We start from the raw sequence: 25686 nt of genomic DNA, 5'->3' as shown, positions 1-25686 counted from the left end.
GCTCAGGCCTCCTTGCGCAGCACATAAGTGCGCCACATGGCGTAGCCTGGCAGAAAATCTAGGTGATCGACGACGCGGAAGCCGGCTTGTTTAAATTCATCCTCGATAACTGACTTGGCTACGACAAATCGGTTTTGGTTTTGTGACGCCCGGCCTTCATCTGCTCGCCGCTGTTCCAGGCGGCGACGCTTCCATGCCTTGTAGTTGCCATCAACCCAGAGCGAAAGGATTACGCTATCGCGGCTAACGCGATGGAACTCACGCAGAATGGCCAGTCGGTGCTCAGATGATTCGATGTGATGCAGCAGACGTATGCAGAAGATGCAGTCCACCGCATTGACACCCAGGTCAATATCAAACGCCGAAATCTGGAAGGTATTCACCCGCGAGACTACCTCTGGCGGTTGTGCGGCGCATGCTGTAGCGAGCATATCGGCTGAGTTATCGGCGGCGAGGATCACCCGATTGGGTTGCTCGCAAAGCATGGGCCAGAAACGCCCAGCACCACAGGGCAAATCCAGCACCAAATCGGGATCATCCGCTAGCTTTAGAGCCCTGCGCGCCACCTGAATATCGCGCCAGTGCGACAGCTGCCGAGCCAAGCCATCCTGATGCTTAATCAGGTACTGCTGAGCATGCTCTTGGTCATATTTACGGGAAAATTCGAGTTCGACGGGATTTGGTTTCGACATGGCGAGGCGTCCACAAGAAGGTACGCTCGCCACACTAGGGGGTTGGGCATCATGGCCCTGTCAAAAGGATGTGAAAAAATCGTCAAACAACGCTTTTCAAGGTTACGCTGAAGCATGCTCCCCCACCGGGTAGGTTATGAACCGAGATCGTCCAACCTTGCTTGCTACAGATGCGTTTTACTAATGAAAGACCCAGACCCAAACCATCCCCTCGCGCCTGTGTACCACGTACAAAGGGCTGGAAAATCTGCTCGTGATGCTCGAAAGGAATGCCGCTGCCACTATCCTCTACGCGAAACTCTCCAGATCCTATTACTAGGCGTACAACCCCCCTCTCGGTGTAATGCAGTGCGTTTCGCAGTAGGTTGGCCATCACCGTGTTGAGAAAAGTAGGATTGTAGCGACCATCGTCCGTGCCCTCTTCAATGCACTGGAAATCCAGGTTTTTTTCTCTGAGCATTGGGCCCCAACGCTCGGCTTGCTCGGTGGCCACCTTGGCTAAGCTGCTACTAGCGACAAAGGCTGTCTCATTAGTTTTATCCCTGGCCAGTTGCAAGAAGGTCTGGACCAGCTCGCGCATCTCCTCGCTAGCCCGGTCTATACGTTCAATCTGCATACGCTCGCGCTGCCCCAGTGTCGCCTCTGCAAGCAATTCGCAGGAAGTGGCAATGATCATTAGTGGGGTGCGCAATTCATGGCTGACATCACTAGTGAATAGCCGTTCACGCTCCAGTGACTGACGGACTTGGCCCAACGTGCTGTCAAAGGCAGCTGCCAGTTGACCAATTTCGTCATCAGGGTATTCGGGAGCAAGTGGCGGAGCCAAAGAGTGCAATTGGTCGCGATGACGCACCTGCTGAGCCAAGCGGCTGATGGGCGCCATCACCTTACGCGCCATGACGAGCCCAAGCCCCCATGCGCCTGCGATAGTCAGTAGGAAGCCTGCGAGTACAACATCGAATAGAACTTGCTCACGTGCCTCGAACTCGTGTTGTTCCTGCACCAATAGATAGGTCTGATTGTTGATTTCCTGGACATAGACATAGAACGCCTCATCGCCATCGACGACCTCATTAAAGCCTTCTTCTAGATTTGCATACTGCTCGGGAATGGCATACTCGGAATGGCCAGAGGCGAAAAATCGGGTACTAGAGTCCAAGCGTGGTGGCCGACCTCGATTGATATCCTGGTGCAGCACGGTGTTCAGTTCTCGCTGTAACTCCTCGGAAACCAGGTGCTCTTCGACAAAGTGCACCACCGCTACGATGCCTATGGAAAAGGTGCCGCTGACCATTACGGTCATCAGTACAAAGGCGAGCAGGATGCGCCGTGCAAAAGGTTGTTTAGATACCATCAGTTTTCTCCGCAAGGCGGTAACCCACACCATGCTGGGTGTGCAGCAGCTCTGTATTGAAGGGTTTATCGAGAACCTGACGGAGTTGGTGGATATGGCTTCTCAGGCTATCGCTATCGGGGCATTCATCTCCCCAGAGCGCTTCCTCCAGTACTTCGCGGCGTACCACGGCCGGGCTTTTCTGCATTAACACCGCTAATAGCTTTAGGCCAATGGGATTCAGCTTGAGCGGTCGGCCTGCTCGACTGACATACAACGTATCCAGGTCATAGAGCAGATCCGCTACTTTCAATTGGCGTTTTCGGCTGCCTTGGCTGCGGCGCAGGATCGCCTCGATACGCGCGACTAACTCGGATAGGGCAAAGGGTTTGATCAGATAGTCGTCAGCTCCGACGTTGAGGCCGTGCAGCCGGTCGTCAAGCGCATCACGGGCAGTCAGCATAAGGATTGGTACCTCACTCTGGCCATCCTCACGCAGGCGTTTGCACACCTGATAACCGTCGATGCCCGGCAGCATGATGTCAAGCACGATCAAATCGTAGTGCCCCGTGCTGGCTAGGTGTAAGCCGCTCAAGCCATCCTGCGCGCAGTCGACGCTGAAGCCCTTTAACTGCAGGTAGTCCAGCACATTAGCCAGGATGTCGCGGTTGTCTTCGATCACCAGAATACGCATCGCCTGATTACTCTTTGATTTTGACGTTTTTTTCACGTCGCTTTGACAGGCTACTGACAGAGGCAAATGCAGACTGCGGCCCGTTCATCCAAAAAGGATCATACGATGCCCCAGCTTCATTATGCGCAAATTCGCTACTTATCCATCGTCGTGCTGACGTGGCTAACGGTATTCGCTCTGACTCGTAGCCTGTTGCTGGTTAGCCACCTGGCAGATGCGAATATCAGCATTTCGAACCTTATGGGCTTGTATGCCGTAGGGATGATCTACGACTTGAGCTTCCTGCTTTACGCGACCTTGCCAATGGCGCTTTACCTGCTGCTTTGCCCGCGCGCGATTTGGCAGCAGCGATGGCACAAAAAGTTGATGACCAGCGCCATGGCCCTCAGCCTGTTCGTCATGCTGTTCACTGCTGTTGCGGAATGGCTGTTTTGGGACGAATTCGGCGTACGCTTCAATTTCATTGCCGTCGACTACCTGGTGTACTCCGAGGAGGTGATCAACAACATACTTGAGTCATACCCGATTTACCCCCTGCTGGCACTGCTCGCCATCTTGGCTATTGGTCTGACATTCATCCTTCGCCGCCCCCTAGCAGCTGCCTTGGATGCCCCACGCATGGCACCTAAGCAAGCTTTTTATAGTCTGGGTGTTTTGCTCTTGCTGGCCGGGCTTAGTAGCGCGTTTGTTGGGCAGAACTCCCCCCGTGGAATAGGTGGCAATGCCTATCAGCGCGAACTGGCGAGCAATGGTCCTTTCCAGTTCTTTGCTGCATTTCGGAATAACGAACTGGACTACCAGCAGTTTTATTCGACCCTGCCGGAGTCCGAAGTCGCCGGGTTGCTGCGACGTGAGGTGAGCGAACCCAATGCACGTTTTATCGGCAGCGACCCGTTAGATATTCGCCGTGAAATCGATAATCCTGGGCAACCAAAACGCCTAAACGTGGTACTAGTAACCATCGAGAGTTTGAGTGCCAAATACCTGGGTAGCTTCGGTGACAGCCGCGGATTGACACCGAATTTGGACGCACTGCGCAAGCAGAGCCTGGCATTTAGCAAATTTTACGCCACGGGCACCCGAACTGATCGGGGTCTAGAAGCCATCACTCTGTCGATTCCACCAACGCCGGGGCGTTCGATCGTCAAACGTATTGGTCGTGAAGCTGGTTATGCGAGTCTTGGTCAGCAGTTCGCCGCCCAAGGGTATGACAGTGCATTTCTCTACGGCGGCCGTGGTTACTTCGATAACATGAATGCTTTCTTTGGCGGCAACGGCTATCGCATCGTTGACCAAAGCAGCGTGGCCGAGGCTGATATTGCCTTCAAAAATGCCTGGGGCATGTCGGATGAAGATCTCTATAAGCAAGCCCTCAAAATTGCAGATGCAGACCATGCAGCGGGCAAACCTTTCTTCCTGCAATTGATGACCACCTCAAATCATCGACCCTATACCTACCCTGAAGGTCGCATCGACATACCTTCCGGTGACGGTCGCGAAGGAGCGGTGAAGTATACCGACTACGCCATTGGCCAACTCCTTGCCCAAGTGCGGGAAAAACCTTGGTTCAAGGACACGCTGTTCGTCTTCGTCGCCGACCACACTGCAGGCAGCGCCGGTAAGGAAGATCTGCCAGTGGCCAACTACCACATCCCGCTGTTCATTTACGCTCCGGAACATATCGAACCTAGAGAGTTCACCGATGTTGTCAGTCAGATCGACCTGGCTCCAACTTTGCTGGGCATGCTCAATATCGACTATGTCTCAACGTTTTTCGGGCGCAACGTGCTGCGAAAGGATCGCACTGCTGGACGCGCTCTGGTTGGTAACTACCAGCACCTAGGACTGTTCGATGGCAACAATCTGGCCATTCTCAGTCCAAGGCGTGGCATGCGCAAACATGAAGACGCATTGGGGTTGAGCCATGAGTCGATCATTGGCACCGATGACGGGCTGCTGCGTCGCGATATCGCCTACTACCAGGGTGCTAGCTATGCCTTTCAGAAGGGACTTATAGCTTGGCGGTCAGGGTTGCTGCCAGATGAAAAGTTGGGCCTGCGTTAACCCACTCATGCATTACAGGCACCGCCTGGCGGTGCTTTGATTTGGAGCTACTGAAATGACGGCCGACCGCTCAGAAAGCGCTTCTCGCTACTTTGATTTCCGTCTTGCGATAGGTATTCCGTTAGGGCTTATGGCCTTACTGTTGCTGCTTGACCCTAGTGGAGTTGATTTCGCTTTGGCAGAACTGTTTTACGAGCCGGGCCAGGGCTTTATCGGACGTCACAGCTTCTGGCTGGAAGACATACTCCATGACCGGGCGAAGCAAGCTGTTATTTTCGTGGGTGTAATGGCCATTTTCGGTTTCGTACTAAGTCTGATGCCAACCAGGCTAAGTCCTTTTCGTCGTCAACTAGGTTACCTGGTACTGGCATTGGCTCTATCAACCAGTATTGTCACTCCGCTGAAAACACTGACTGGCGTGCACTGCCCATGGAGTTTGAGCGAGTTCGGGGGAGCAGAAACTTTTACACCTTTGCTCAGTGAGCGCGCGTCAACCGAAAAGCCAGGGCGCTGTTGGCCAGGGGGGCATGCCTCGGCGGGGTTCTCTCTGTTGGCTCTGTTTTTCGCGCTGCGCGACAGGCGTCCTCGCACCGCTCGCATTGCTTTAGTTGTTGCGTTTGGACTGGGAGCAGTGTTTTCGCTAGGACGTATGATGCAGGGTGCGCACTTCCTCTCGCATAACCTGTGGACCTTGTTGTTCGACTGGCTGATCGGAGTGCTGTGCTACCGGTGGATTCTCTATAAAGCGCCACAACCAATGCAACTGTCTCAGCTTGCGCCTGATTTAGCGGGAGGACAGAACTGATGCAAGGTCTTCTATGGTTCCTTCGCCTGTGCCTGGCAGCGCTGGTATTGGTCGCTGCATTGGCAGCACTGCCTGTTAGCATGGCCTGGAGTGCCGCGCCTACAATTCAGAGCCTGACTGGCGAGACTCGGCCACAGAGTTGGGCGGAGCCGCTAGATGAGCGGTTGAACCTGTATCAGATACAGCCCAATCTCTATCGCAGTGCTTTGCCTGACAATGAGGCTCAATCGATGCTCAAAGAGCTGGGCGTCACGACAGTGATCAATTTCTATCAACGTAGCGACTCCGCTTGGCTGCATGATCCAAAAGTGCGTCAGATTCACCTGCCATTCCATACTGACAGAGTTGATGATACGGATGTGATCGCAGCACTACGGAGCATCCGACAGTCACAAGATCTCGGTTCTGTGCTGATTCACTGTAAGCATGGACAAAACAGAACTGGCCTGATTGCGGCGCTATATCGCATCGTTTATCAGAACTGGAGCAAGGAGCAAGCTCTGGCTGAAATGCGCGGTGGCGGCTTTGGAGGTGAGCAGCGACTAGGCGATGCTGAACGATACGTGCAACAAGTCGATATAGAACAACTTAAGACCGCACTGGAGAGTGGTGCCTGCAGCACAAATCCATTAGCCTTGTGTGCGATGAAGGCTTGGATAATCGATGTGCTTAACGTGTAATGCCAGTAGTGGCATATCGAGCGGCTGCGTGACGATGCAGAGATCCCAGGCTATATTGCAGTTTCATCCGTGTGCCCCTCTTATGCCGCCTACGGGCGGCTTTTCTTTTTCAGGACTCAGCTAACTGCACTGTCTGTGCAGAGCATTTAGCTGAGTCCTGAAAAAATCAACGCTCAAACCTGCACCGAGTTTGGCTTGAGCCCAACGCCAGCTATCGTTCATGGCCTGGAACAAGATCACCCAACGGTGCAATCGTCATCTGAGCAATGCGTATCCAAGAACTCAGCGTTTCGAGATCTAGCCGTACCGATTCGGCCGCTTCCCAAATGCTGACATTCTCAGTTGGGACTGTCGGTACGACGCCCTCGATTACTGTCAGCGCCATTGCATGCAACCGCAGTAGTTCGTCGCGCATGTCATTAATTCCACCCAGTTCTGCCAGACATGCATCCAGTCGGCCAACCAACTGCAGAAGCCGGGTGGTGTCGAAGTTCGTTCGCAGCCTTTCCAGTGCTACAGAATCCACATCGCCGTAAGGAGTAATCTGAAAAGACGCCGGCGGAATCTCGATCATGTTGCCTCCTCGGCATCGGCCTTGCTGGCCGTATTGACTCGCAGCGAGCCGGCAGCCTGCTGGAATACCGAATCCTTGATCCAGGGCTCCGGTGGCCGATTGAGCTTAAGATTGAACTCGCCGAAGCGCTTGACGTTGCTGGTCAGGTAGGGACTGAGGAAGGACACATCTTCATCGGTGAACTGCCAGCCCTCGCGGGCCAGTTTCTGCAGGATGCGCATCATGTCCACGGTGTTCTGCAGGATCACCGACGAGGCCACCATGTCGTTGTAGCGCAGGCGTTTCTGCTGCTCGTCCGGATCGTTTTCGGCGATCACATCGCCGCCGAAGGATAGCCACTTTGAGAAACCGTTGTAGGACTCGATCTTGTTGGTGTTCGCGGTGACCTCCTGGCGCAACTCGCGACTGCCGATCCAGTTGAGCAGGAAGATCGTACGGATCACGCTGCCCAGTGCCTGTGCCGCATGGTAGAGCTTGTTACGCCTGCTGTAGGAACCGAGTTTTCGCAGCAGCATAGGCGAGGAGATTTTGCCGGCCTGGATAGACAGCGCGACCTGCATCAAATCCTGCCAGTGGGTTTCGATCAGGTGCCAGTCGGCAGTGTCGGTGAACAGGCGGTTGATATGCTTGTACGAAGCGCCGCGATCCGGCCGGCACATCACCAAGTCCCGCCAGTTGCGAATACGTGGCATCAGGTTAATGCCCAGCAGATGGGTGAAGGCAAAGACCGTCGCCGATTGCCCCTGAGTATCGGAATACACAGTGTCTGCCTCGACACTGAGATCAGCCTTGAGCAGCCCCTCAATCACGTAGATCGCCTCCCAGATGCCCGGCGGGATGAAGTGTTGGAACACAGCGATGTAGTTGTTGGCCACGTGCCGATAGGCCACGGCCCCCATCTTGCGGTAGCGGAAGTGGTAGCCGGCCAGCAGGTTGTCATCGTAGAAATCGAACTGAGTACCGTCCGCGGCCACCGCCTTGCCATCGCCCCAAAGCTTGGGCAGATCGAGCTGCAGATAGAGCTCCACCAGCTCACGGTTGGCCTTGTCCAGCTTCTCCAGAGAGAGGTGTCGGCGATTCGTATAAGACAGCATGTGTGGCGTGACATTACCGGCCAGATGCCGTGCGGCCTGGTTAGGGCCCAGGTTGCAGCCCATGGCGAAAATCGTCATCAGGTAGCGTTCGGCCGGTTCTTTAAGCTTCGGCTCGTTCCCAGACATGGGGCCGAAATGCCGAGTGAACTGAATCCAATGCTCGATGTTAGCCATGATGTCGAGCACGTGCCTGGCCGGGATGCGCTGCATAAGCGCCGTCTGGAGCGAGATGGCCGAAGGTGGGATGTCCCGCGCCGTTACTCGGCGCAACACCGGTTCTCCAGCTTCGTTAATCGATACGTCCCCTCGGCAAGATGGGAATTTGTCGTCCAGTTGCTGCGCGGTTTCCTCCAGTTGGGTCTTAAGGGAGGCAACAAATTCCTTCGCCGTGCCAGGCAGCCCCATCTTTTCGCAGTAGGCCGGTAGTCGCTGGAGACAGTCGTCCCAGGGTAGCAACTGCTTGCGATAGTCGGCGAAGGATTCCGACCCTTGTACGCACATGTCACCGGATCGCAGTTCGTTGGCCAAGTAGGAGAATACGCAAACTTCCAAATAGCGGCGGTTGGTCGATGGCCCTTCACTGGCAGGCCGACGCACGACCTTAACCCAGCGCTCCGACGCGAACGACAAGTCGACGTGCTCATCGATCCATTCGCGGTGTAGATTCTCGCTGTCCTGGATCAGTTGAAGCGCCTGAAGCAGAGATCGATCCTGAGTGGTGGGCTCCAACTGGAGAAGGTGACTGAGACGGAATAACAGCGAGCGATGGGACCTGAAGTGCTTCCAGATCAACGGCAGGTAGTTATTGCCGCCGGTAGCCTGGACTTCGGCGCAAGTCTCGCGCAACCGATCCAGATTGCCATCGGGGGAGAGGTATTCCCGAATCAGGCTGCCAGCCTCCTGGTCATCCGGTTCTTGAACCAGAATCTGCACCACGCCGTCCAGGGTCGCCGCTAACTGCTCCAGCTTCTGACGTTGACGCGCCTGGATTTGCTCCAACTCTTCCTTGGCGCGCTTATGAATCGTCGAAATCCGTCGGATGAACATCTCGGCCAAGTGGTCCCGGGTCCGCACGCGCATACGGTAGATCAAAGCCAGCATCAGCGTGTAGCGCTTCGGTAGCGAGCAGTCCTTCAGCTCGGCGACGTCTGACGCCGCGGCTTGGGCAGCGAAGTGACGGATCTTGGTATCCACTATTCCATCAAAAATGGCCCCCAGATCCCCGAAGCTTTCGAGCCAGGCCAGATGATCAATCAGCACCTCCAGGTGTTTGCGAGAGGGTTTCTTGGGTGCCTGTTTCAGCGCATTGAAGTCGCTCTGGCGTCGGCCGAAGTCAGTGTCGAGCAGCTCCTTTAGCTTGTGGATCACCTCGATTGGCGTTCTGGTTACTACGAGGTTGAATATTGCCCCTTGGGATTCGGCTTGAATCCTCTCAGCGAGATCATTCAGGGTCGAGTACGCAGGGAGCTCATAATCCTGGCGGATCAGTTCTTCAATCACGGAGTTAATGATGTCGGCACGCTGGTCAAGCACGAACGACATTGCTTTGGCATGCCTCTCGGCGAGCTCGATAGCATCAGAGCCGTAGAATGCAGTCACACCGAGGCGAGCTCGGATCGCGTTCATGTGGCGATATTGCTGAAACCACTTGTATTCCGCGAATTTCACCTTGCTACGCTGACCCAACTCCTCGCGAATGAACGCCACCAGTTGATCAGGTACGTCGGTGATATCAGGGAAATATCGGAGTACCTGAAAGGTCTTCAGGAGAACGGCGAGATTGAGGTGAAAGGGGGCCTTGGACTTGCTTCGTACCCACTTAATCTCATCATCTGAGAAGGAGAAATCCCGCTGCAGCTCAGCTTTTGAATACGCCTTTGACAGAGTGGGGTACGCCGTGCGCTCTAATGAAGCCATAGGACCTCCTTTTCTGAGGAATCAGAAAAGATAGTCCACAATCAAGGGCGGTGCGGACGACTTAGAAAAGCCACCAATATCAATATCTTACGCGCGAAGTGAGTGAATTTTCCCTTTATCTCGGCATGACCCCTTGCACATCCGCTGCAGCTGGGGCGCGCGCGGCCCGCTCAAAGACTGGCTATTTATACAGTTTGAGCGGCGTTTGGCAATTGCCCGGTGATCAGCGGAAGTCTCACCAGCTACAGCAGGCGGCTAGACGCCGCCTGCTGTGACGTCGTTGGCGATGTCAGACCGTGCGCGAAAAACGACCGCGCTGCTCGCCGCCGAGATAGGCGTCGAAGGCCATGGCGACGTTGCGCATCATCAGCTGCCCTTGCGGTAAGAGGACCAGCGCATCGTCGTGCAGCTCGACCAGGCCATCGGCAACCGGTTCGGCGAGCTTTGCCAGCGAATCGGCGAAGTATTCCCGAAAATCGATGCCGTGCTTCTGTTCGATCTGGCGGTAGTCGACGCGGCTATGGCACATCAGCGACACGATGACGTCACGGCGCAGGCAGTCATCGTCGCTCAGCTTGTAGCCGCGCTGCACGGGCAGCATGCCCTCGTTGAGGCGCGCGTAATACTGCGATAGCTCCTTGACGTTCTGGCTGTAGCTGTCGGCGACCTTGCCTATGGAGGAAATGCCCAGCCCGATCAGGTCGCAATCGGCGTGGGTCGAATAACCCTGGAAGTTGCGCTGCAGCGTGCCATTGGCGCGGGCAAGGGCCAGCTCATCTTCCGGCAGGGAGAAGTGATCCATACCGATATAGATGTAGCCGGCGGCGGTAAGGCGCTGGATGGTCAACTCCAGCAGCTCGAGCTTGCGCTCCGGCGGCGGCATGTCCTCTGGGCGAATCAGCTTCTGCGCTCGCACCAGCTCAGGCAGGTGGGCGTAGCTGTAAGCGGCGATGCGATCGGGGCGGATGTCGATGATCTTGTCCAGCGTGGTGTCGAAGCTGGCCACCGTCTGCAGCGGCAAGCCGTAAATCAAGTCGACGCTGATGGACTTGAATTGCGCATCACGCGCGGCCTGTACCAGCTCGCGGGTCTGCTCTTCGGTCTGGATGCGATTGACGGCGATCTGCACCTGCTCGTCGAAATCCTGCACGCCGAAACTCAGCCGGTTGAAGCCCAGTTTGCGCAGACCGTGAATCTGCTCAGGCGTGACGGTGCGCGGGTCGACTTCCAGCGAGAACTCGTGGTTGTCGCTGTCATCCATGTTGAACGCCTGATGCAGGCTCGCCATCAGGTCGGCCAGCTGCTCGCTGGTGAAGTAGGTAGGTGTGCCACCGCCGAGGTGCAGCTGAGTGAGCTTGCGCGAACGATCGAAGAGTTCGCCCTGCATGGCGATTTCGCGCTTGAGATACTCAAGGTACTCGACCGCGCGATCGGTCTTGTGGGTGATGATCTTGTTGCAAGCGCAGTAGTAGCAAAGGCTCTTGCAGAACGGAATGTGGATGTACACCGACAGCGGCTTGGGTATTTGCGCCTGATTACTGCGTGCGGCGGCGGCATGGTAGTCATCCTGGGCGAAGGCCTGGTGGAACTGCGGGGCAGTGGGGTAGGAGGTGTAGCGCGGACCGGGACGGTCGTATTTCTCGACCAGGGCGCGGTCGAAGCTCGGCAGTTGGTCCATGTTCGTTGTCACCTAAGGTTGAATTCGGAGTCATGCGCGGAACGCGGTGTCACCCTCGGGTGTGTCCGGCTCAGGCAGGTCATGGGCGCGGATTATGGACGATTCGGTCCGGCGCGCCGACTGTCTCAGATCAAGAATAGCGCCCCGGCGGTACTCCGAACCGCACCGTTGGGCGATTCGAAATGCGTACCGGGCGCGGCCGGGAAGGCCGCGCCGCAGTGGTCAGAGCTTGAACTGGCCGACCAGACGGTTCAGCTCGGTTGCCAGACGCACCAGCTCGTCGCTGATCTGCGAGGTCTGGGATGCGTCAGCCGAAGTGGTGTCCGCAATGCGGCTGATGGTCGTGATGTTGCGATTGATCTCTTCGGCAACCGCACTCTGCTGTTCGGCAGCCGTTGCGATCTGGGTGTTCATCTCGTTGATGGTGCCGACTTCGTCGGCGATCACGGCGAGACTCTGGGCAGCCTTCTCGACGCATTGCGAACCCGACCGGGCACGCAGTTGTGCTTCGCTCATGGCCTGCACCGCATTGCGAACGCCGCTTTGCAGCTGTTCGATCATGGCCTGGATTTCTTCGGTGGATTTCTGCGTGCGCGAAGCCAGGGTACGTACCTCATCGGCCACCACCGCAAAGCCGCGGCCCTGTTCGCCGGCGCGTGCCGCTTCGATGGCTGCGTTCAGCGCCAGCAGGTTGGTCTGCTCGGCGATGCCATTGATCACGCCGAGCACCATGTCGATGCTGGCGCTGTCGCTCTCGACCCGCTGGATGACCTGGGCGGCTTTCTCGATCTCGGCGATCAGCACTTCGATACCGTCCAGTGCCTCGGTGGCGACCTTCACGCCGGCTTTTGATTCGTTGTCGGCGCCGGTCGATGCCGTGGCGGTCTGGCTGGCATTGCGTGCCACTTCCTGCACGGTCGCGCTCATCTCGTTCATCGCCGAGGCAACCATGTCGGTCTCGCTGCGCTGCTCGTTGACGGCAGCCAGGGTCTTCTCTGCAACATGGGATACCCGCTCGGAGACATCACTGAGCTGATGGGTAACGCCCGCGACGGCCTCCAGGCTATGGCGGAACTTGCCGATCATGCGGTTGAAGGCATCGCCCATCGCGCCGATTTCGTCCTTCGCACCCACCTCGACGCTAAGGCTGAGGTCTTCGTCCTCGGCCATGGTATTCATGGTGTGGCGCATGGCAGTGATGCGGCGGATGATGACGTGGCGCACGGTCAGGCACATGACCACCACGCCGATGAACAGCAGCAGCAACTGAATCCCGCCGCTGATCATGATGTTGCGATCGACTTCCTGGTCCAGCGCCTTGAGGTCATAACTGATGCGCACAGCGCCCATTACCGTGTTCTCGCCAACCTGGTGGCAGGTCAGGCAGTTGGTACCGCGGTAGTCCGCGTGGGCCAGGATGGGATTGATGACGGTCAGCACACGGCCACCGTTCTGCTTGTTGACCTCGATGATCGCCTCGCCGCTCAGCGCGCGGCGATCCAGCGCGTCGGCCGGGGCCTGGTGGTCATAGCCAGGGCCGAACACCTTGGTGACTTCTTCCCCGCGGATGATGCGCGCATCGATAACGCCTGGGCGCGCGAGGATCTTGTTCCGCAGCACCTCTCGCTGAGCCATGGTGCCGGTCAGCATCATGGTGTTGATGCTATCGAAATAGGAGTCGGCGGCATCCTTGGTCTGCTGCTCCACAACCTGGAGCACGAGCCGCTTCTCCGTACTGGCAGAGAAGAACAACGAGGCAGACATGATCGCCACCAGGACCAGCACCAGGGCCAGGTTGATCTTTGTCTGCACGGACATTTGTCGGGAGGCGGAGCTGTTGTTCATGGTTTTCCTTAGTACTACTGCCACGCGGGGTCAGCTGCCATTGCAGCACTGCTGCGCTGCCGATACTTGCGGCGCAGCATTGAGCAGGCAGTCACCTGCTGATATCGGCGTGCTGTGCGTATTCTTGAAACCAACCGCAGGTGATAGCCATGCGCCATTATTGGGCGGCGCTATGGTATTGCTTTTCGGCACGAGAGAAGTGCTTCGGGCGACCGACAACAGTGCAATTGCACATTTCCCTGATTCAGGTCATGGGTCGACCGGCTCTCTTTCGGTGCAAGGTGCGACAAAGGTGTAATGATCATTGGCTATGGGTATTCGCGGTTGCGCGTCCGGTTATTCGGCCTCACTGGCACGGTGAAAAAACACCGACAGATGGCTTTACAGAGCGCCCCGACCGCCATTAGCGTGGCGACCCGCCGGAGCAGCGAAACCAGTGCCTCCGACAGGCAGGCACATAATCTGCATCGAGCGTGAATGTCGCTGCGAACCCCGCTGCAAAACGATGGTCGTAGGCTCTACGCCGGCATGGCCGGGCAACATCGCAAGGCAGCTGCTGTTCTCGATGGCAGTGCATCGACTGGAACCTTTATTTCAAGGACTCACATGATCAAGAAATGCCTTTTTCCCGCTGCCGGATATGGCACCCGTTTTCTTCCTGCAACCAAAGCCATGCCCAAGGAAATGCTGCCGGTGGTGAACAAGCCCCTGATTCAGTACGGGGTTGAAGAGGCACTGGCGGCGGGGCTGAACCAGATCGCGATCGTCACCGGGCGTGGCAAGCGCTCGCTGGAAGACCATTTCGACATCAGCTACGAGCTGGAGCACCAGATCCGCAACACCGACAAGGAAAAGTACCTTGTCGGTATTCGCCGCCTGATCGACGAATGCAGCTTCTCCTACACCCGCCAGGTGGAGATGAAGGGCTTGGGGCATGCGATTCTCAGCGGCCGCCCGCTGATCGGCGATGAGCCGTTCGCCGTGGTCCTGGCTGACGACCTTTGCATCAACCTCAATGGCGATCCGGTCCTGGCGCAGATGGTCAAGCTCTACAACCAGTTCCGCTGCTCGATCGTTGCCATTCAGGAAGTGCCGCCGGAAGAGACCAGCAAGTACGGTGTGATCGCCGGCGAGATGATCCGCGACGATATCTACCGCGTCAGCCACATGGTCGAGAAGCCCAAGCCGGAAGATGCGCCGTCCAACATGGCGATCATCGGTCGCTACATCCTGACTCCGGACATCTTCGATCTGATCGAGCAGACCGAGCCGGGCAAGGGCGGTGAGATTCAGATCACCGACGCGTTGATGCGCCAGGCTCAGGATGGTTGCGTGCTGGCGTACAAGTTCAAGGGCCAGCGCTTCGACTGCGGTAGCGCCGAGGGCTACATCGCGGCGACCAACTTCTGCTACGAACACTTCTACCTGACCGGCAAGGCGTTCTGAAGCAATTGGGCCACCTAAGGGTGGCCCAGTCACTTCCGGGCCTGCTTCAAGGCTCCGGCATATCCTCGGCACCCGGTCCAAGCGGCTGCCCGTAGCTGAATTCGACATAGTTGCCCGCAGGATCGCGCAAACCGCAGTAGTAGCCCACCGGATAGGGTTCGTCGCGCGGCTCCCATATCAGACAGCCTTCCCTGCGCGCCAGGTCGGCAACCGCATCCACTTCCTCTCGACTGGCCAGCGCGAAGCCGAAATGGCTGTAGTCGTCCATCGCCAGCGATCGATCCTTGCCGCCCGGCATCATCACGAAGATGAACTCGCGCTCTTTTCCAGGCTCCGCCATCCAGACGATGCGTGAGCCCTTTCCGGGGCGCTCGTGAAACACGTGCATGCCGCAGAAGTGCTCATAGAACGCGATACAGGCGTCCAGATCGGGCACGTGCAGAGCCAGGTGGGTGAGGGTAGGGCGCATGCGGCACTCCTTCGGTGATTCAGGCCGAAAGCCTGGGTTATGCTGTTCGCTACAGAAGGAGACAACATTACATGGCTTACGACTTCGATCTATTTGTCATCGGTGCAGGTTCCGGTGGCGTGCGTGCGGCGCGCTTCGCTGCAGGTTTCGGCGCGAAGGTGGCGGTTGCGGAAAGCCGTTACCTGGGCGGTACCTGTGTCAACGTCGGTTGTGTGCCGAAGAAGCTACTGGTCTACGGCGCGCATTACGCCGAAGACATTGGCCAGGCACAGGGCTACGGCTGGACCATCGACGGCGCGACCTTCGACTGGAAGACCCTGATTGCCAACAAGGACCGGGAAATCCAGCGACTGAACGGCATCTACCGCAGCATCCTGGTGGATAGCGGCGTGACCCTGCTGCAAGCGCATGCGCGTCTGGTCGATGCCCATACCGTCGAAGTCGAGGGCAAGCAGTACACGGCCGAGCACATCCTGATCGCCACTGGCGGCTGGCCCCACGTGCCGGCGATCCCGGGGCGTGAGCACGCCATCACGTCCAATGAAGCTTTCTACCTCGAATCCTTGCCGCGACGCGTGCTGGTGGTCGGTGGTGGCTATATCGCCGTCGAGTTCGCCTCGATATTCCATGGCTGCGGTGCCGATACCAAGCTGCTCTATCGCGGTGAATTGTTCCTGCGCGGTTTCGATGGCTCGCTCCGCGATCACCTGAAGGACGAGATGATCAAGAAGGGCGTGGATCTGCGGTTCAACGCCGACATCGTGCATATCGACAAGCAGGCCGATGGCAGCCTGCTCGCGACGCTGGAAGACGGCCGCACGCTGGAAGCGGACTGCATCTTCTACGCGACAGGCCGCCGTCCGATGCTGGACAACCTGGGGCTGGAAAAGGCCGGCGTAGCGCTGGATGCCCGAGGTTTCATTGCCGTTGACGATGAATACCGTACCTCGGTGTCTTCGATTCTGGCGATCGGCGACGTAATCGGTCGCGTGCAGCTGACACCCGTCGCACTGGCTGAGGGCATGGCCGTGGCGCGGCGGCTATTCAAGCCGGAGCAATATCGCAAGGTCGATTACACGACCATCCCGACCGCGGTGTTCAGTCTGCCGAACATGGCAACTGTCGGGCTGACCGAGGAGGAGGCGCGCGAGCAGGGCTACAAGGTAACGATCTTCGAAAGTCGTTTCCGGCCGATGAAGCTGACCATGACCGATAGCCTCGAGCGCAGCCTGATGAAGCTGGTGGTGGATGCTGAGACCGACCGTGTGCTCGGCTGCCATATGGCGGGACCGGATGCCGGCGAGATCATGCAGGGGCTGGGCGTGGCGCTGAAGGCCGGGGCCACCAAGCAGGTGTTCGACGACACGCTGGGCATCCACCCGACGGCCGCCGAAGAGTTCGTCACCATGCGCACACCGGCGGCGATCTGAAAGCATGCTGGCAGCCGCCTGCGGCGGCGCGCCAGATCACTCAGTGATGATGCCCTGGCGCAGCTCCGCCGGCAGCCGGGGCGTCTACCTCGATGCTCACCTCGGTGGTGATCTCGCCGCCGTCCTCGAACTGCAGCGTCACCGGGAAGCTCTCCCCAGCCACCAGCGGCTGCTTGAGCCCGAACAGCATCACGTGATTGCCACCCGGCTTGAACTCCACCTTGCCAGCTGCGGGCACGTCGACCGCCTCGACCTGCTGCATCTTCATCATGTCGCCCTGATGCACATGGGTGTGCAGCTCGGTCTTTTCGGCCCGTGAGGTCTGCGCGCCGATCAGGCGCTGTGGCTGCTGACCACGATTTTCCAGTATGAAGTACACCGCGCCAGTCGGAGCGCTGGGCGGCATCGCCCGCGACCACGCCTGGCTGACAGCCAGCTCGCTGGTGGCCGCTTGTGTCGAAGCCTGGTGGTCGTGGTGGTGCTCCTGCGCAAGGGCAGGCAAGCAGAGTGCCGCAAAAGTACCAGCGGCCAGTAAGCGAAGCAGCATGAGAGAACTCCCGTTCTGTTGAGATGCGCCATATTACGCCGCTGGCCCTGCAGCGGTACGTCTGGGTAGTCGACTTGTCGGTCGGCCATGGCTTGTGTGCCGCGCGATGGAGAGGAGGGTGCAGCAATTTGCCACAGGCATGTTTGTGACACTATATTGCGACGCCTGCACTTGCAGCCGTCGAGGGTTTCTGTAGCACCTGGTTTTTCTGAACGAAGCGTTTATCAAGCGCGGCTGATCGGCTTCATGCACCAAGTGATTGCTCCGACCCTGGTGCTCGGCCATGATCGGCGGCCGCACAGACAAGCTCGGTACTCCCGGCCATCAGAAGTCGGGGCAAACCGATCAATACACTTTCTTTTTCACGCCCCGACGATTTTTGGGGCATACGAGCTTGTCGTTTCTTGCAAAGCGCAGGACGCGTCATGTGTTTATACGGACATGATTTATATGAGTTCTGGAAAGTTCGGATTTCTTCCCACCTGCCTGTCTGTCGTCGCCCTTGCAGCTATTTTCACTACCGCCTGGTGGCTTCATCCTGAGCGAGCGGTTGCCGGTTTCGCCGTAGCTGGCAGTCCCCATGCGTTGCCGCTTGCCAGCAAGGGGCCGTTTTACAGCACCCGCTTCGCATCCTCCGATCTCGACGAATTTGTCCATGCCTCCTCGGTGACCTCCTTGCCGGATGGTGGCCTGATGGCCGTATGGTTTGCCGGTTCACGCGAAGGGGCTGCGGATGTTCAGGTGCGCGGCGCGCGATTCGACGCGATTGCGGCGGAGTGGGGCGACGAACTGGTCCTGGCAACTCGCGAGTCGACCCAGAAGGCGACCCAGAAGCACATACGCAAGCTCGGCAATCCGGTCATTGCGCTGGCTCCCGACAACAGGCTGTGGCTGTTCTATGTGTCGGTATCGATCGGTGGCTGGGCTGGAAGCGCCATCAACGCCATGTATTCGGATGATCTGGGAAAAACCTGGTCGACTCCCAGGCAGCTGATCACCACCCCCTTCTTGAACATCAGCACACTGGTGCGCAATGCCCCGGTATTCCATCAGGACGGCACCATAGGGCTGCCCGTCTACCACGAGCTCCTCGGCAAGTTCGCCGAGTATTTGTACATCAGCCCGAACGGCGAGGTGACCGGTAAAAGTCGAATCAGCAAAGGCAACGATTCACTGCAACCAACAGTGGTGCCAATGGACGAGCAACATGCCGTTGCCATGCTGCGCTATGCAGGTGCCAGCCATCATCGCGTGCTCGCCAGCCGCACCGCGGATGCCGGCAGAACCTGGAGCAAGCCTTATCCGATCGACCCGGCCAACCCCAATTCCGCGCTCGCGGCGGTGGCCACGCCCAATCATGGCCTGCTGGTTGCCCTGAATGATCTGGAGGACGGACGTTTCCGTCTTCGCCTGATGGAAACCGACTCGAGCCTCGATCTCTGGAAGCCGGTGATTGACCTGGACGAATCGCCTGACCCGGAGGGCAACCCGTTCACCCCGGAGGTATATCGGGAAATCATCGGCGACAAGTTTCGCCTTTCCAGCGGGCCGCGGCGGCTATCGCTGGTAGACGAGTTTCTGACAAACCTGGATAAGCGCGTCTGCAAGACCCATGGCTGCGATTTCGAGTACGAGTATCCCTACTTCATCAGGAGCGCCGACGGTCTCTACCACCTGGTCTATTCCTGGAACAACACATTCATCAAACACGTCAGCTTCAATGATGCCTGGCTACTGGAGCAGCTCTGATGCCTGAACTCTGGCAAGCGCATCTGACCTTCGGGTTACTCGCTTTCATCGTCACGCCTGGATTTGGCTTCGGCCGAGGGGTTCAAGGGCTTCGCCTTTTCCTCCTGCTGGGGATCAGCTTCATTCCTGTGGACGGTTTGTCACTGGCCGCCTACATGCGCAGCTTCACTGATGACGTGGCCATCACGACGCTGGTGGCGCTGGCATTTTTCGCGGCAGTGCGCTTGGGACTGATGGCGATGCCGCCGCAGAACGCGCACGTGCAATTGTTGATTGTGATGGCAGGGCTGGCGCTTTTTCTCTACCCGGCAACGATGGGCCTGTCCTATCTGGACCCCTATCAAATCGGTTACGCCCCCCGCCCGCTGATCGCAGTGGTGGGCGTGCTTGCCCTGGGATTGCTGCTGCTCAATAACTGGCTGGGCGCTTTCATGCTTGGCCTTGCCACCTTGGCGTTCAGCCTGGGGATCAAGCCGTCGCCCAATTACTGGGACTATCTGCTAGACCCCTTCATCGCCTTGTTCAGCTGCGGGGCGTTGCTTGTCTATGCCTGCAGGGCTCTCGTGCGCAAGCCAATGCCCGCGTGACGAAAATTACTCCAGCCGACCTGTGATGGCTCGGCTGCGCTATTTGACGATTCGATAGATTCGAGGTTGGGACAATGGGTTGGCTTCAGTCGCGGCGCCTGCATTACTGGTTCGGTGCAGTCGGGATTCTGTTCATTGCGCTCGCAGCATTACGCGGGATTTTCTTCGTCGGTTTTTCCGGACTGGCGCCCAGCACGCTCGGCACGGTCGATGCCGTACCCGAAACGCTCGGAATCGGCCTGCGTTTCGACCTTCGTCTGGCGATCCTGTTGATGTTGCCGATCGCGCTGTTGGCGTGGCTGCCGGTCTGGAATCTGACCCGCTCCCGCGTCCTTCGCTGGGTGGCGCGGCTCTATCTGGCACTGGCGCTTGGTGCAGTGCTGCTGGTCTACATCATCGATTTTGGCCACTACGCCTATCTCGGGGTGCGCATCAATGCCACCGTGTTGCGCTTTCTGGAGGACGCGCAGATCTCCACCGATATGGTCTGGCAAACCTACCCCGTGGTCTGGATCACCCTTGGCTGGGCGGCGGCAACCGCTCTGGTCTGGTGGCTGCTGCTGCGCTTCGAGCGGGTCACGCTGGATCGTCCGGCAAAGCGAATCAGCCGGCTTTCACTGATCTGGGGTAGTGCGCTGATGGTGGTGGCTGTCTTCATCGCCATCCTCGGGCGTTTCGACAATATCAACCTGGAAAACCCCGTGCCGCTGCGCTGGAGTGATGCTTTTTTCTCGGGCGACAACCAGATCGCAGCCCTTGGCCTGAATCCGGTGATCTTCCTCTACGACACGCTGAAGGTGCCCAATCAGCCGTATGACCGGGAACAGGTCAAGGCCCATTACGATGTCGTCAGCCGTTACCTAGGCGTCGACCAGCCTGATGCGAAAACGCTTAATTTCAGCCGGGAGCAGGGCGTTCAACCCTATGCGATTGACGGAAAGCGGCCGAATGTCGTCTTCGTCATGCTCGAATCCCTGGGAACCACCGCGGTGGGCGCCTACGGCAATCCGCTCAATCCAACTCCCAATATCGACCGGCTGGCCAAGCAGAGCTGGTTCTTCAAGAACTTCTACGTGCCCGTGACCGGCACCGCGAAGACCGTTTGGGCGAGCATATCCGGCGTACCAGACGTTTCCCGGCAGGAAACCGCGACGCGCAATCCGCTGATCACCCGTCAACACAGCCTCGTCAACGCGCTGCAGGGCTACGACAAGTACTACATGATTGGCGGCAATTCTGGCTGGGCCAATATGAATGCCCTGATCCGCCAGAGCATCGACGACATCCAGCTATATGAAGAGCGCCACTGGAACTCTCCGATGGTGGATGTGTGGGGAATCTCCGATCTGGACCTGTTCAAGGAAAGCGACCGGCTGCTGCGAGAGCAGGGGGAGGGCAAGCCCTTCTTTGCCTATATCCAGACGGCGGGCAACCATCGTCCGTTCACCATACCCAAGCAGAACGACGGCTTCGAAGCCCTCGATCTGCCTTTGGAAAAGGTGCAGGGTGCCGGTTCCCGCAGCGTGGCGCAGTACAACGCGGTCCGCCTTCTGGATTTCAACATCGGCCGCCTGATGGAGATTGCGAAGAAAGGCGGCTGGTACGACAACACCATCTTCGTCATGTTTGGCGACCACAACACGCGCATCGCTCAGATTCCGCACATGCTGCCGGCATACGAAAAGCTGGGGCTCGAGAGCAATAACGTTCCGTTGTTGATCCATGCGCCCAAGCTGCTGGAGCCACGAGTGATCGAGGAGGCCGTGGGTCTGGCCGATCTGCTACCGACCGTACTGGGCATGGCCGGCATGGAGTTTCGCAACGGTGCGATGGGACGCGACATCCAGCAGCCGGCTCCTGAAGGGGAGCGAGTGGTTCCACTCGTGCTCCGCGAAGGCACGTTCCCGCTGATTGGTGGCGTGACCAAGGACTTTCTTCTGCAGATGCAGCACGACGGCAGCCAGCCGACCCTGCACGAAATTGCATCACCGGAGCCTCTGGTCGACGTAGCCGACCGGTATCCCGAGGAATTCCAGCGACTTGTCGCCCTGACACGGGGTCTGCACGAGACATCGCGTCTGATGCTCTATCAGAACGTCAGGAAGGACTGAGTTCCAGGGCGGTGACTGCCTATCCGCGAGCTGTCTGACACAGTGCGCGGATGGGCAGATCGGGCGAACATTAGCGTCAAGTTACAGCGCCAGGCTCAATAGAGAATCATCACCCAGGTGACCGCTACCATCACCAGCGACAGCAGTTGCGCCGCGCTGCCCATGTCCTTGGCGTTCTTGGAAAGCGGGTGCAGTTCGAGCGAGATTCGGTCGATTGCTGCCTCTATCGCCGAATTGACGAGCTCGACCACCAGTGTCAACAACGGCACGATCACCAGTAACAAGCGTTCGATTCGGCTGACGTCAAGCGTGAACGCCAGTGGTATCAGGACAGCGTTGAGCAGCAGCAGCTGTCTGAAGGCAGCTTCGCCGGCAATCGCAGCACGGATACCTGCAATGGAGTATCCCAGCGCTCTCAGGATTCGCCTGAGACCTGAGTGCCCCTTGAGCGATTGCGCGTTGAGTTCTTCGATGCTGCTCATGTTCAACTTCCTGGCAGAATTGTGGCGAGTATAAGCATCCCGCGGCAGAGAGCGCGTGCTGATCGTGGCAAACGAATACCAGAGAGGGAAAGGACCAGAAGGTGGCGATGGCAAAGCACGGCCATTACCTACCACAAACGAAATTTAACATAATATAGATTATGCGAAGCGCCCAGTAAGAGCACGGTGGCCGCCAGGGCATGCTGTGCGAACGCTGAAGGCGCTACTGCTAGGCGTCAGCAATAACGTTTCAAGCAAGCAGGAACTAGACAGCGATACGCTACACGGAATGCACCTACCCAGCCCCCTAAAGGGGGCCCGGCAGGTGCATACAAAGCAGCAGCACGGCGGCTAAACCGTGCCATGTGAGAACTGAACATCTGCAGCAGCATGAGCGGGCTCAGTGGTCGTAGTGCGTGCTCTGGCGGGCAGCGTGCGGATACGGGGTGCTCGCTAAGACCGGTAATAGAAATTACCGGTGCTAAGCCAAAACCTGCCAATACCCTAATCAGGGGCTTAGAAGCCCCAAATATGAGTAAGCCGATCAATCGTCAGTGAAGAACATCAAGGACGGTCAGGCTGGAAACGCCGACATACTCCGAAAACTCGAAGCCGTCCTGCTGGATCAGCAGACTGCTATCGATTCCGTGCTCAATGCTTCCGATCGAAACAGCTAAAACTCGGCCTGTTGAGATATGAGATTCAAGCGGGTCACCGTCACCCTCACATGTCTCGGTGTCAGAAAGGATGAGCTCAGCAAAGCGGATGTGCTTACCAACCAGAACGAGCGGGTGAACGAACGTTTTACCCCTAATTGAGCATGATATTTTTTCAAGTTCAGGCATGGTAAGCAGGCTTTTGGAAGAACCATCAAAACCGCTTGAGACAGTTGTTTCAGTAGAATTGAGCGCAGCCATTTCGATCCCCTATAGATCGTTTTTGGTAAGCAGGCAGGGGTGGTTGCAGCCACCCTTCCCTGCGGTTCAGATTTGCTGTTTTTGAAGTGAAACTATCTCGCCAGCAAATGGTTTGCCGATATCGAGACCAATCTTCCTGAGGCGCGCTCGATGCACCTTAACGGCGCTCTTGGAAAGGTCGAACTCAACACCCTCCATCCATTGAATGGCATAAACAAGCGTCGCATTCGCAGCTGAGAAGCTCTTCACGATGCCTTTTTCTAAAAGCAGTGGCTGAATCTCAAGCAGCCTTATCGGCACAGGATATCCTCGCTTAAGGTAGTCCAAATAAGTATGGACTTCCATACTTTAGAAGCTCTAAGCAGAAGAAGCAAGCGCCGGGTTTGTTAGAGAAAAAGTCTGGGATTTCATACCAAATTGGGGGTGTTACAGCACCCCCACCGCCGACCAACTGAAAAGCGCTGCTGAAACCGGGCAACTGTCGTGACCTGACCAGAGACGGTGCTGAAGGTCTTGGGAGAGCGGCAGAGAGACGCCCGGAGCGGTTCCGTTTGGGCAGATCGGGGCGCGGGTTGAGGTAGTGGCGGGACAGTAGAGCGAGGAACGCGAAAAGCCCCTGGCGAGCCGTTGAGGCCGTCGGGGGCTTTTTCGTTGGCGGGAGATCGGCCGCTGCGCGGGTATCGTCGCGGTAACGGCGATGCAATCAGTCCAGGGCGTGCAGGCGACTAATCGCCGCGAGCGGCGAGGTCGAGGCCAGCAGGACAGGTCAGAGGGATGATTTCGAATCGCAGGAGGCAACGATAGGCATGAGCTTATCGTCGATCCACTGGAACCACTCTGAATTCGCTTGTGATCTGCCAGCGACATAACCGAGCCCGATCATCACTAAGCAGAGAGCGACCAAAAACCAGATACGGAGATCAGCCATCGATCAAGTCTCCTTGCCCGGTCTTTTCGAGAAGCTGAGCCGCCGAGGAGCGGGCCTGTTCGATGATGTTGCGGAGCCGGCGAATCTCGGTCCGCTGGCTGTCGATGACTTCGTGGAGTTCCTGGTTCTTGTGATACAGGTCGAAGGCATCGAGAGCGGCCATTTTGAATGCCTTGCTGGCAACCTTCTGGCCGTATTGCATCTTGAGGCGGTCGCCCTCCTCGTTGGTTACGTCGAATTTGATAAGCATTTTGGTACCTTTCCTTTCAACCAGGTTCGTTCCTCGAGGAGGGAAATGGTACCAAACCATCAGAAGCATTCCTAGCGATTGGTACCATTTGTTCGCCCTGGTGCGATCGGAGATCCGCGAAAATGGTACCAGTCGCCTCGCATAATCCGCCGTTATGTTACGCCTGCCCTACGGGCTGCGCTGGCCGCAGGATAGTCCCAGCGCACCGGCTCAACATAACGCCGAGCCTCAATTATGCGAAACACGACCTTACGCCTTAGGCGTTACCCACCACCAGATCACCTCAAGCTTTTCGCCTCAATATCTCCAAAGCGCTTCAGCTTTCGGGTGAATCCTTTGCCTGCGCATGCTGGCTGTTCGGCTGACTAGTTTCCGCATTCCGAAACGCCGAGCGAAATTCGCTGGGTTTGAGTCCGGTCTGCTTGCGAAAGAAACGGCTGAAGTATGCCGCGTCGTCGAACCCCAGGTCGCGGGCGATCTGCTGGATGTCGAGCGTGGTATACGCCATCTGACGTTGTGCTTCGCGAACGACTCGCTCGTTGATGATCGCAGTCGGTGATTCACCCAGACCTTCGCGGGTGGCTCGGCCGAGTGTGGCTGGCGTGATTCCCAGCGCTTCGGCGTACAGACCAAGCGGCCAATGCTGTCTGAAATGCGTGTCGACCAACTCACGAAACTGAATCAGCAGCTGGGACCGCCTGCCATTGGCTGGGCGAGCTATCGGCACTGGCTGTTCCAGCCGGACGACATGTACGAGCAGCGCGATCAACAATGCGTGCCCCGCGGCGACATTGCCGCGTTCCTGACCGAGCGCTTCCGCCTGGATCAGCTGGATCAGCGGCCATATCGGCTCTTCACCGTCTGCATCCCACGGCAGCGGCACCACTGCCGGACGTTGCATCAAGGCCAGCAGGTCGCTGGACAAAATCCGCGCCATCGACTCCAGCGGTCGCTGTGCTGCCGTGATGACCGGCCCGTCGGTCTCGGGACTGTAGCGAAAGGCATGCACGGTGCGCTGCGGCAGCAGGATCAGGCACGGCGCACCGAAGCCCATGCGGCTGTTCTCCAGAGAAACTTCGCCCTCGCCACTTCGTACATAGACGATCTGCAACAGTGAGTCATGCTGATGCGGCTTGATTTCGCGCTGATGCATGTCGCCGCGTTCGTTGATCCATTCCAGATGCAACAGGTCCTGCCATACGGGCAATGCAGCCTGGCCGTACAAGGCGTAGTTGGGAATGCGTTTGCTCATGAATTCCTGCCGTGGTGCCGGTATCCGGCGCGGAAAAATGCACTAATCGTCCTAGTGGTTGTTCAGTCTGTCATACGTCTTTGACGTTAAATGTAACCATCTGTGTTGCAGCGTGACGGCCGCGCCCTCTCCCGCCTCTGGC

General features: G+C 57.6%; 22 protein-coding genes. 8 read left to right on the top strand and 14 right to left on the bottom strand.

The features are described from left to right. Nucleotides 1-2: 2 nt before the first annotated feature. The 3 genes from F753_RS36725 to F753_RS36715 form a co-directional block, all read right to left on the bottom strand. The gene (locus F753_RS36725) at nucleotides 3-692 is read right to left on the bottom strand and encodes a class I SAM-dependent methyltransferase (RefSeq protein ID WP_023445410.1); all 690 of its coding nucleotides are present in this window, start codon (nucleotides 690-692) and stop codon (nucleotides 3-5) included. Nucleotides 693-774: 82 nt separating this feature from the next. Next, nucleotides 775-2046, bottom strand: a complete 1272-nt coding sequence (locus tag F753_RS36720) for a sensor histidine kinase (RefSeq protein ID WP_023445409.1) — start codon at nucleotides 2044-2046, stop codon at nucleotides 775-777. Then, nucleotides 2036-2719 carry a response regulator transcription factor gene (locus F753_RS36715; protein WP_023445408.1) on the bottom strand — a complete coding sequence of 228 codons (684 nt, stop codon included), beginning with the start codon at nucleotides 2717-2719 and terminating at the stop codon, nucleotides 2036-2038. The genes F753_RS36720 and F753_RS36715 overlap by 11 nt, the downstream gene beginning before the upstream one ends. 105 nt (nucleotides 2720-2824) lie before the next feature. On the opposite strand from F753_RS36715, the gene F753_RS36710 reads away from it, so the two are divergent. Genes F753_RS36710 through F753_RS36700 form a run of 3 tightly spaced genes read left to right on the top strand, consistent with a single transcriptional unit; the run spans nucleotide 2825 to nucleotide 6268 of the window. Next, on the top strand, nucleotides 2825-4783 hold the full coding sequence (locus F753_RS36710; RefSeq protein WP_023445407.1) for an LTA synthase family protein: 1959 nt from the start codon (nucleotides 2825-2827) through the stop codon (nucleotides 4781-4783). Nucleotides 4784-4838: 55 nt separating this feature from the next. Further along, entirely contained in the window at nucleotides 4839-5588 is a 750-nt protein-coding gene (locus tag F753_RS36705) for a phosphatase PAP2 family protein (protein ID WP_023445406.1), read from the top strand. After that, complete coding sequence (locus F753_RS36700) at nucleotides 5588-6268, top strand: dual specificity protein phosphatase family protein (protein ID WP_023445405.1); 681 nt, start codon at nucleotides 5588-5590, stop codon at nucleotides 6266-6268. Before F753_RS36705 ends, F753_RS36700 begins: the two co-directional genes overlap by 1 nt. Before the next feature lie 211 nt (nucleotides 6269-6479). Here F753_RS36700 and tnpC read toward each other — a convergent pair whose 3' ends face one another. From tnpC to F753_RS36680, 4 genes are all read right to left on the bottom strand, one after another. Then, a complete protein-coding gene (tnpC, locus tag F753_RS36695) occupies nucleotides 6480-6842 on the bottom strand; it encodes a Tn3 family transposase post-transcriptional regulator TnpC (protein WP_023445404.1) in 363 nt (120 codons plus the stop codon). After that, nucleotides 6839-9853, bottom strand: a complete 3015-nt coding sequence (locus tag F753_RS36690) for a Tn3 family transposase (RefSeq protein ID WP_031297679.1) — start codon at nucleotides 9851-9853, stop codon at nucleotides 6839-6841. Before F753_RS36690 ends, tnpC begins: the two co-directional genes overlap by 4 nt. Nucleotides 9854-10142: 289 nt before the next feature. Continuing rightward, nucleotides 10143-11531, bottom strand: a complete 1389-nt coding sequence (hemN, locus tag F753_RS36685; RefSeq protein WP_023445401.1) for an oxygen-independent coproporphyrinogen III oxidase — start codon at nucleotides 11529-11531, stop codon at nucleotides 10143-10145. Nucleotides 11532-11753: 222 nt separating this feature from the next. After that, nucleotides 11754-13376, bottom strand: a complete 1623-nt coding sequence (locus tag F753_RS36680; RefSeq protein ID WP_014820238.1) for a methyl-accepting chemotaxis protein — start codon at nucleotides 13374-13376, stop codon at nucleotides 11754-11756. A 606-nt stretch (nucleotides 13377-13982) separates the two neighbouring features. Between F753_RS36680 and galU the strand changes: the two genes are divergently transcribed. Next, nucleotides 13983-14822 (top strand): UTP--glucose-1-phosphate uridylyltransferase GalU, encoded by an 840-nt coding sequence (gene galU, locus F753_RS36675; protein WP_014820237.1) that lies wholly within the window; start codon nucleotides 13983-13985, stop codon nucleotides 14820-14822. A gap of 46 nt (nucleotides 14823-14868) precedes the next feature. Here galU and F753_RS36670 read toward each other — a convergent pair whose 3' ends face one another. Next, nucleotides 14869-15291, bottom strand: a complete 423-nt coding sequence (locus F753_RS36670; protein WP_023445399.1) for a VOC family protein — start codon at nucleotides 15289-15291, stop codon at nucleotides 14869-14871. A gap of 71 nt (nucleotides 15292-15362) precedes the next feature. Between F753_RS36670 and gorA the strand changes: the two genes are divergently transcribed. Then, nucleotides 15363-16721, top strand: coding sequence for a glutathione-disulfide reductase (gene gorA, locus F753_RS36665; protein ID WP_023445398.1), 1359 nt, complete (start codon nucleotides 15363-15365; stop codon nucleotides 16719-16721). A 40-nt stretch (nucleotides 16722-16761) separates the two neighbouring features. Here the strand turns inward: gorA and F753_RS36660 are convergent, their stop codons facing one another. Next, nucleotides 16762-17268, bottom strand: a complete 507-nt coding sequence (locus F753_RS36660) for a copper chaperone PCu(A)C (RefSeq protein ID WP_023445397.1) — start codon at nucleotides 17266-17268, stop codon at nucleotides 16762-16764. Nucleotides 17269-17718: 450 nt separating this feature from the next. On the opposite strand from F753_RS36660, the gene F753_RS36655 reads away from it, so the two are divergent. From F753_RS36655 to F753_RS36645, 3 genes are all read left to right on the top strand, one after another. Continuing rightward, a complete protein-coding gene (locus tag F753_RS36655; protein WP_167332067.1) occupies nucleotides 17719-19017 on the top strand; it encodes a sialidase family protein in 1299 nt (432 codons plus the stop codon). Then, entirely contained in the window at nucleotides 19017-19604 is a 588-nt protein-coding gene (locus tag F753_RS36650; protein ID WP_023445395.1) for a hypothetical protein, read from the top strand. Before F753_RS36655 ends, F753_RS36650 begins: the two co-directional genes overlap by 1 nt. A gap of 74 nt (nucleotides 19605-19678) precedes the next feature. Continuing rightward, the gene (locus F753_RS36645) at nucleotides 19679-21715 is read left to right on the top strand and encodes an LTA synthase family protein (RefSeq protein WP_023445394.1); all 2037 of its coding nucleotides are present in this window, start codon (nucleotides 19679-19681) and stop codon (nucleotides 21713-21715) included. Between the two features lie 95 nt (nucleotides 21716-21810). Here the strand turns inward: F753_RS36645 and F753_RS36640 are convergent, their stop codons facing one another. The 5 genes from F753_RS36640 to F753_RS36625 all read right to left on the bottom strand — a co-directional run bounded on the left by F753_RS36640 (nucleotide 21811) and on the right by F753_RS36625 (nucleotide 25544). After that, the gene (locus F753_RS36640; protein WP_023445393.1) at nucleotides 21811-22197 is read right to left on the bottom strand and encodes a diacylglycerol kinase; all 387 of its coding nucleotides are present in this window, start codon (nucleotides 22195-22197) and stop codon (nucleotides 21811-21813) included. Between the two features lie 551 nt (nucleotides 22198-22748). After that, nucleotides 22749-23114, bottom strand: a complete 366-nt coding sequence (locus tag F753_RS49550) for a hypothetical protein (RefSeq protein WP_156924036.1) — start codon at nucleotides 23112-23114, stop codon at nucleotides 22749-22751. A 66-nt stretch (nucleotides 23115-23180) separates the two neighbouring features. Continuing rightward, nucleotides 23181-23459, bottom strand: coding sequence for a phage/plasmid replication domain-containing protein (locus tag F753_RS36635; RefSeq protein WP_031297673.1), 279 nt, complete (start codon nucleotides 23457-23459; stop codon nucleotides 23181-23183). 575 nt (nucleotides 23460-24034) lie between these two features. Further along, the gene (locus F753_RS36630; protein WP_023445389.1) at nucleotides 24035-24292 is read right to left on the bottom strand and encodes a hypothetical protein; all 258 of its coding nucleotides are present in this window, start codon (nucleotides 24290-24292) and stop codon (nucleotides 24035-24037) included. A gap of 316 nt (nucleotides 24293-24608) precedes the next feature. After that, nucleotides 24609-25544, bottom strand: a complete 936-nt coding sequence (locus F753_RS36625; RefSeq protein ID WP_023445388.1) for a helix-turn-helix domain-containing protein — start codon at nucleotides 25542-25544, stop codon at nucleotides 24609-24611. Nucleotides 25545-25686 lie beyond the last annotated feature (142 nt).

This window comes from Stutzerimonas chloritidismutans AW-1 (genome assembly GCF_000495915.1).
GTDB classification, from domain to species: Bacteria; Pseudomonadota; Gammaproteobacteria; order Pseudomonadales; family Pseudomonadaceae; genus Stutzerimonas; species Stutzerimonas chloritidismutans.
The sequence above is the reverse complement of the archived record's forward strand: the minus strand, read 5'-3'. Positions and strand labels throughout refer to the sequence as shown.

What these genes read in the sequence shown, in the direction of transcription:
- F753_RS36725 (WP_023445410.1), bottom strand. Translation starts at nt 692, where the DNA reads ATGTCGAAACCAAATCCCGTCGAACTCGAATTTTCCCGTAAATATGAC.
- F753_RS36720 (WP_023445409.1), bottom strand. Translation starts at nt 2,046, where the DNA reads ATGGTATCTAAACAACCTTTTGCACGGCGCATCCTGCTCGCCTTTGTA.
- F753_RS36715 (WP_023445408.1), bottom strand. Translation starts at nt 2,719, where the DNA reads ATGCGTATTCTGGTGATCGAAGACAACCGCGACATCCTGGCTAATGTG.
- F753_RS36710 (WP_023445407.1), top strand. Translation starts at nt 2,825, where the DNA reads ATGCCCCAGCTTCATTATGCGCAAATTCGCTACTTATCCATCGTCGTG.
- F753_RS36705 (WP_023445406.1), top strand. Translation starts at nt 4,839, where the DNA reads ATGACGGCCGACCGCTCAGAAAGCGCTTCTCGCTACTTTGATTTCCGT.
- F753_RS36700 (WP_023445405.1), top strand. Translation starts at nt 5,588, where the DNA reads ATGCAAGGTCTTCTATGGTTCCTTCGCCTGTGCCTGGCAGCGCTGGTA.
- tnpC (WP_023445404.1), bottom strand. Translation starts at nt 6,842, where the DNA reads ATGATCGAGATTCCGCCGGCGTCTTTTCAGATTACTCCTTACGGCGAT.
- F753_RS36690 (WP_031297679.1), bottom strand. Translation starts at nt 9,853, where the DNA reads ATGGCTTCATTAGAGCGCACGGCGTACCCCACTCTGTCAAAGGCGTAT.
- hemN (WP_023445401.1), bottom strand. Translation starts at nt 11,531, where the DNA reads ATGGACCAACTGCCGAGCTTCGACCGCGCCCTGGTCGAGAAATACGAC.
- F753_RS36680 (WP_014820238.1), bottom strand. Translation starts at nt 13,376, where the DNA reads ATGAACAACAGCTCCGCCTCCCGACAAATGTCCGTGCAGACAAAGATC.
- galU (WP_014820237.1), top strand. Translation starts at nt 13,983, where the DNA reads ATGATCAAGAAATGCCTTTTTCCCGCTGCCGGATATGGCACCCGTTTT.
- F753_RS36670 (WP_023445399.1), bottom strand. Translation starts at nt 15,291, where the DNA reads ATGCGCCCTACCCTCACCCACCTGGCTCTGCACGTGCCCGATCTGGAC.
- gorA (WP_023445398.1), top strand. Translation starts at nt 15,363, where the DNA reads ATGGCTTACGACTTCGATCTATTTGTCATCGGTGCAGGTTCCGGTGGC.
- F753_RS36660 (WP_023445397.1), bottom strand. Translation starts at nt 17,268, where the DNA reads ATGCTGCTTCGCTTACTGGCCGCTGGTACTTTTGCGGCACTCTGCTTG.
- F753_RS36655 (WP_167332067.1), top strand. Translation starts at nt 17,719, where the DNA reads ATGAGTTCTGGAAAGTTCGGATTTCTTCCCACCTGCCTGTCTGTCGTC.
- F753_RS36650 (WP_023445395.1), top strand. Translation starts at nt 19,017, where the DNA reads ATGCCTGAACTCTGGCAAGCGCATCTGACCTTCGGGTTACTCGCTTTC.
- F753_RS36645 (WP_023445394.1), top strand. Translation starts at nt 19,679, where the DNA reads ATGGGTTGGCTTCAGTCGCGGCGCCTGCATTACTGGTTCGGTGCAGTC.
- F753_RS36640 (WP_023445393.1), bottom strand. Translation starts at nt 22,197, where the DNA reads ATGAGCAGCATCGAAGAACTCAACGCGCAATCGCTCAAGGGGCACTCA.
- F753_RS49550 (WP_156924036.1), bottom strand. Translation starts at nt 23,114, where the DNA reads ATGGCTGCGCTCAATTCTACTGAAACAACTGTCTCAAGCGGTTTTGAT.
- F753_RS36635 (WP_031297673.1), bottom strand. Translation starts at nt 23,459, where the DNA reads ATGGAAGTCCATACTTATTTGGACTACCTTAAGCGAGGATATCCTGTG.
- F753_RS36630 (WP_023445389.1), bottom strand. Translation starts at nt 24,292, where the DNA reads ATGCTTATCAAATTCGACGTAACCAACGAGGAGGGCGACCGCCTCAAG.
- F753_RS36625 (WP_023445388.1), bottom strand. Translation starts at nt 25,544, where the DNA reads ATGAGCAAACGCATTCCCAACTACGCCTTGTACGGCCAGGCTGCATTG.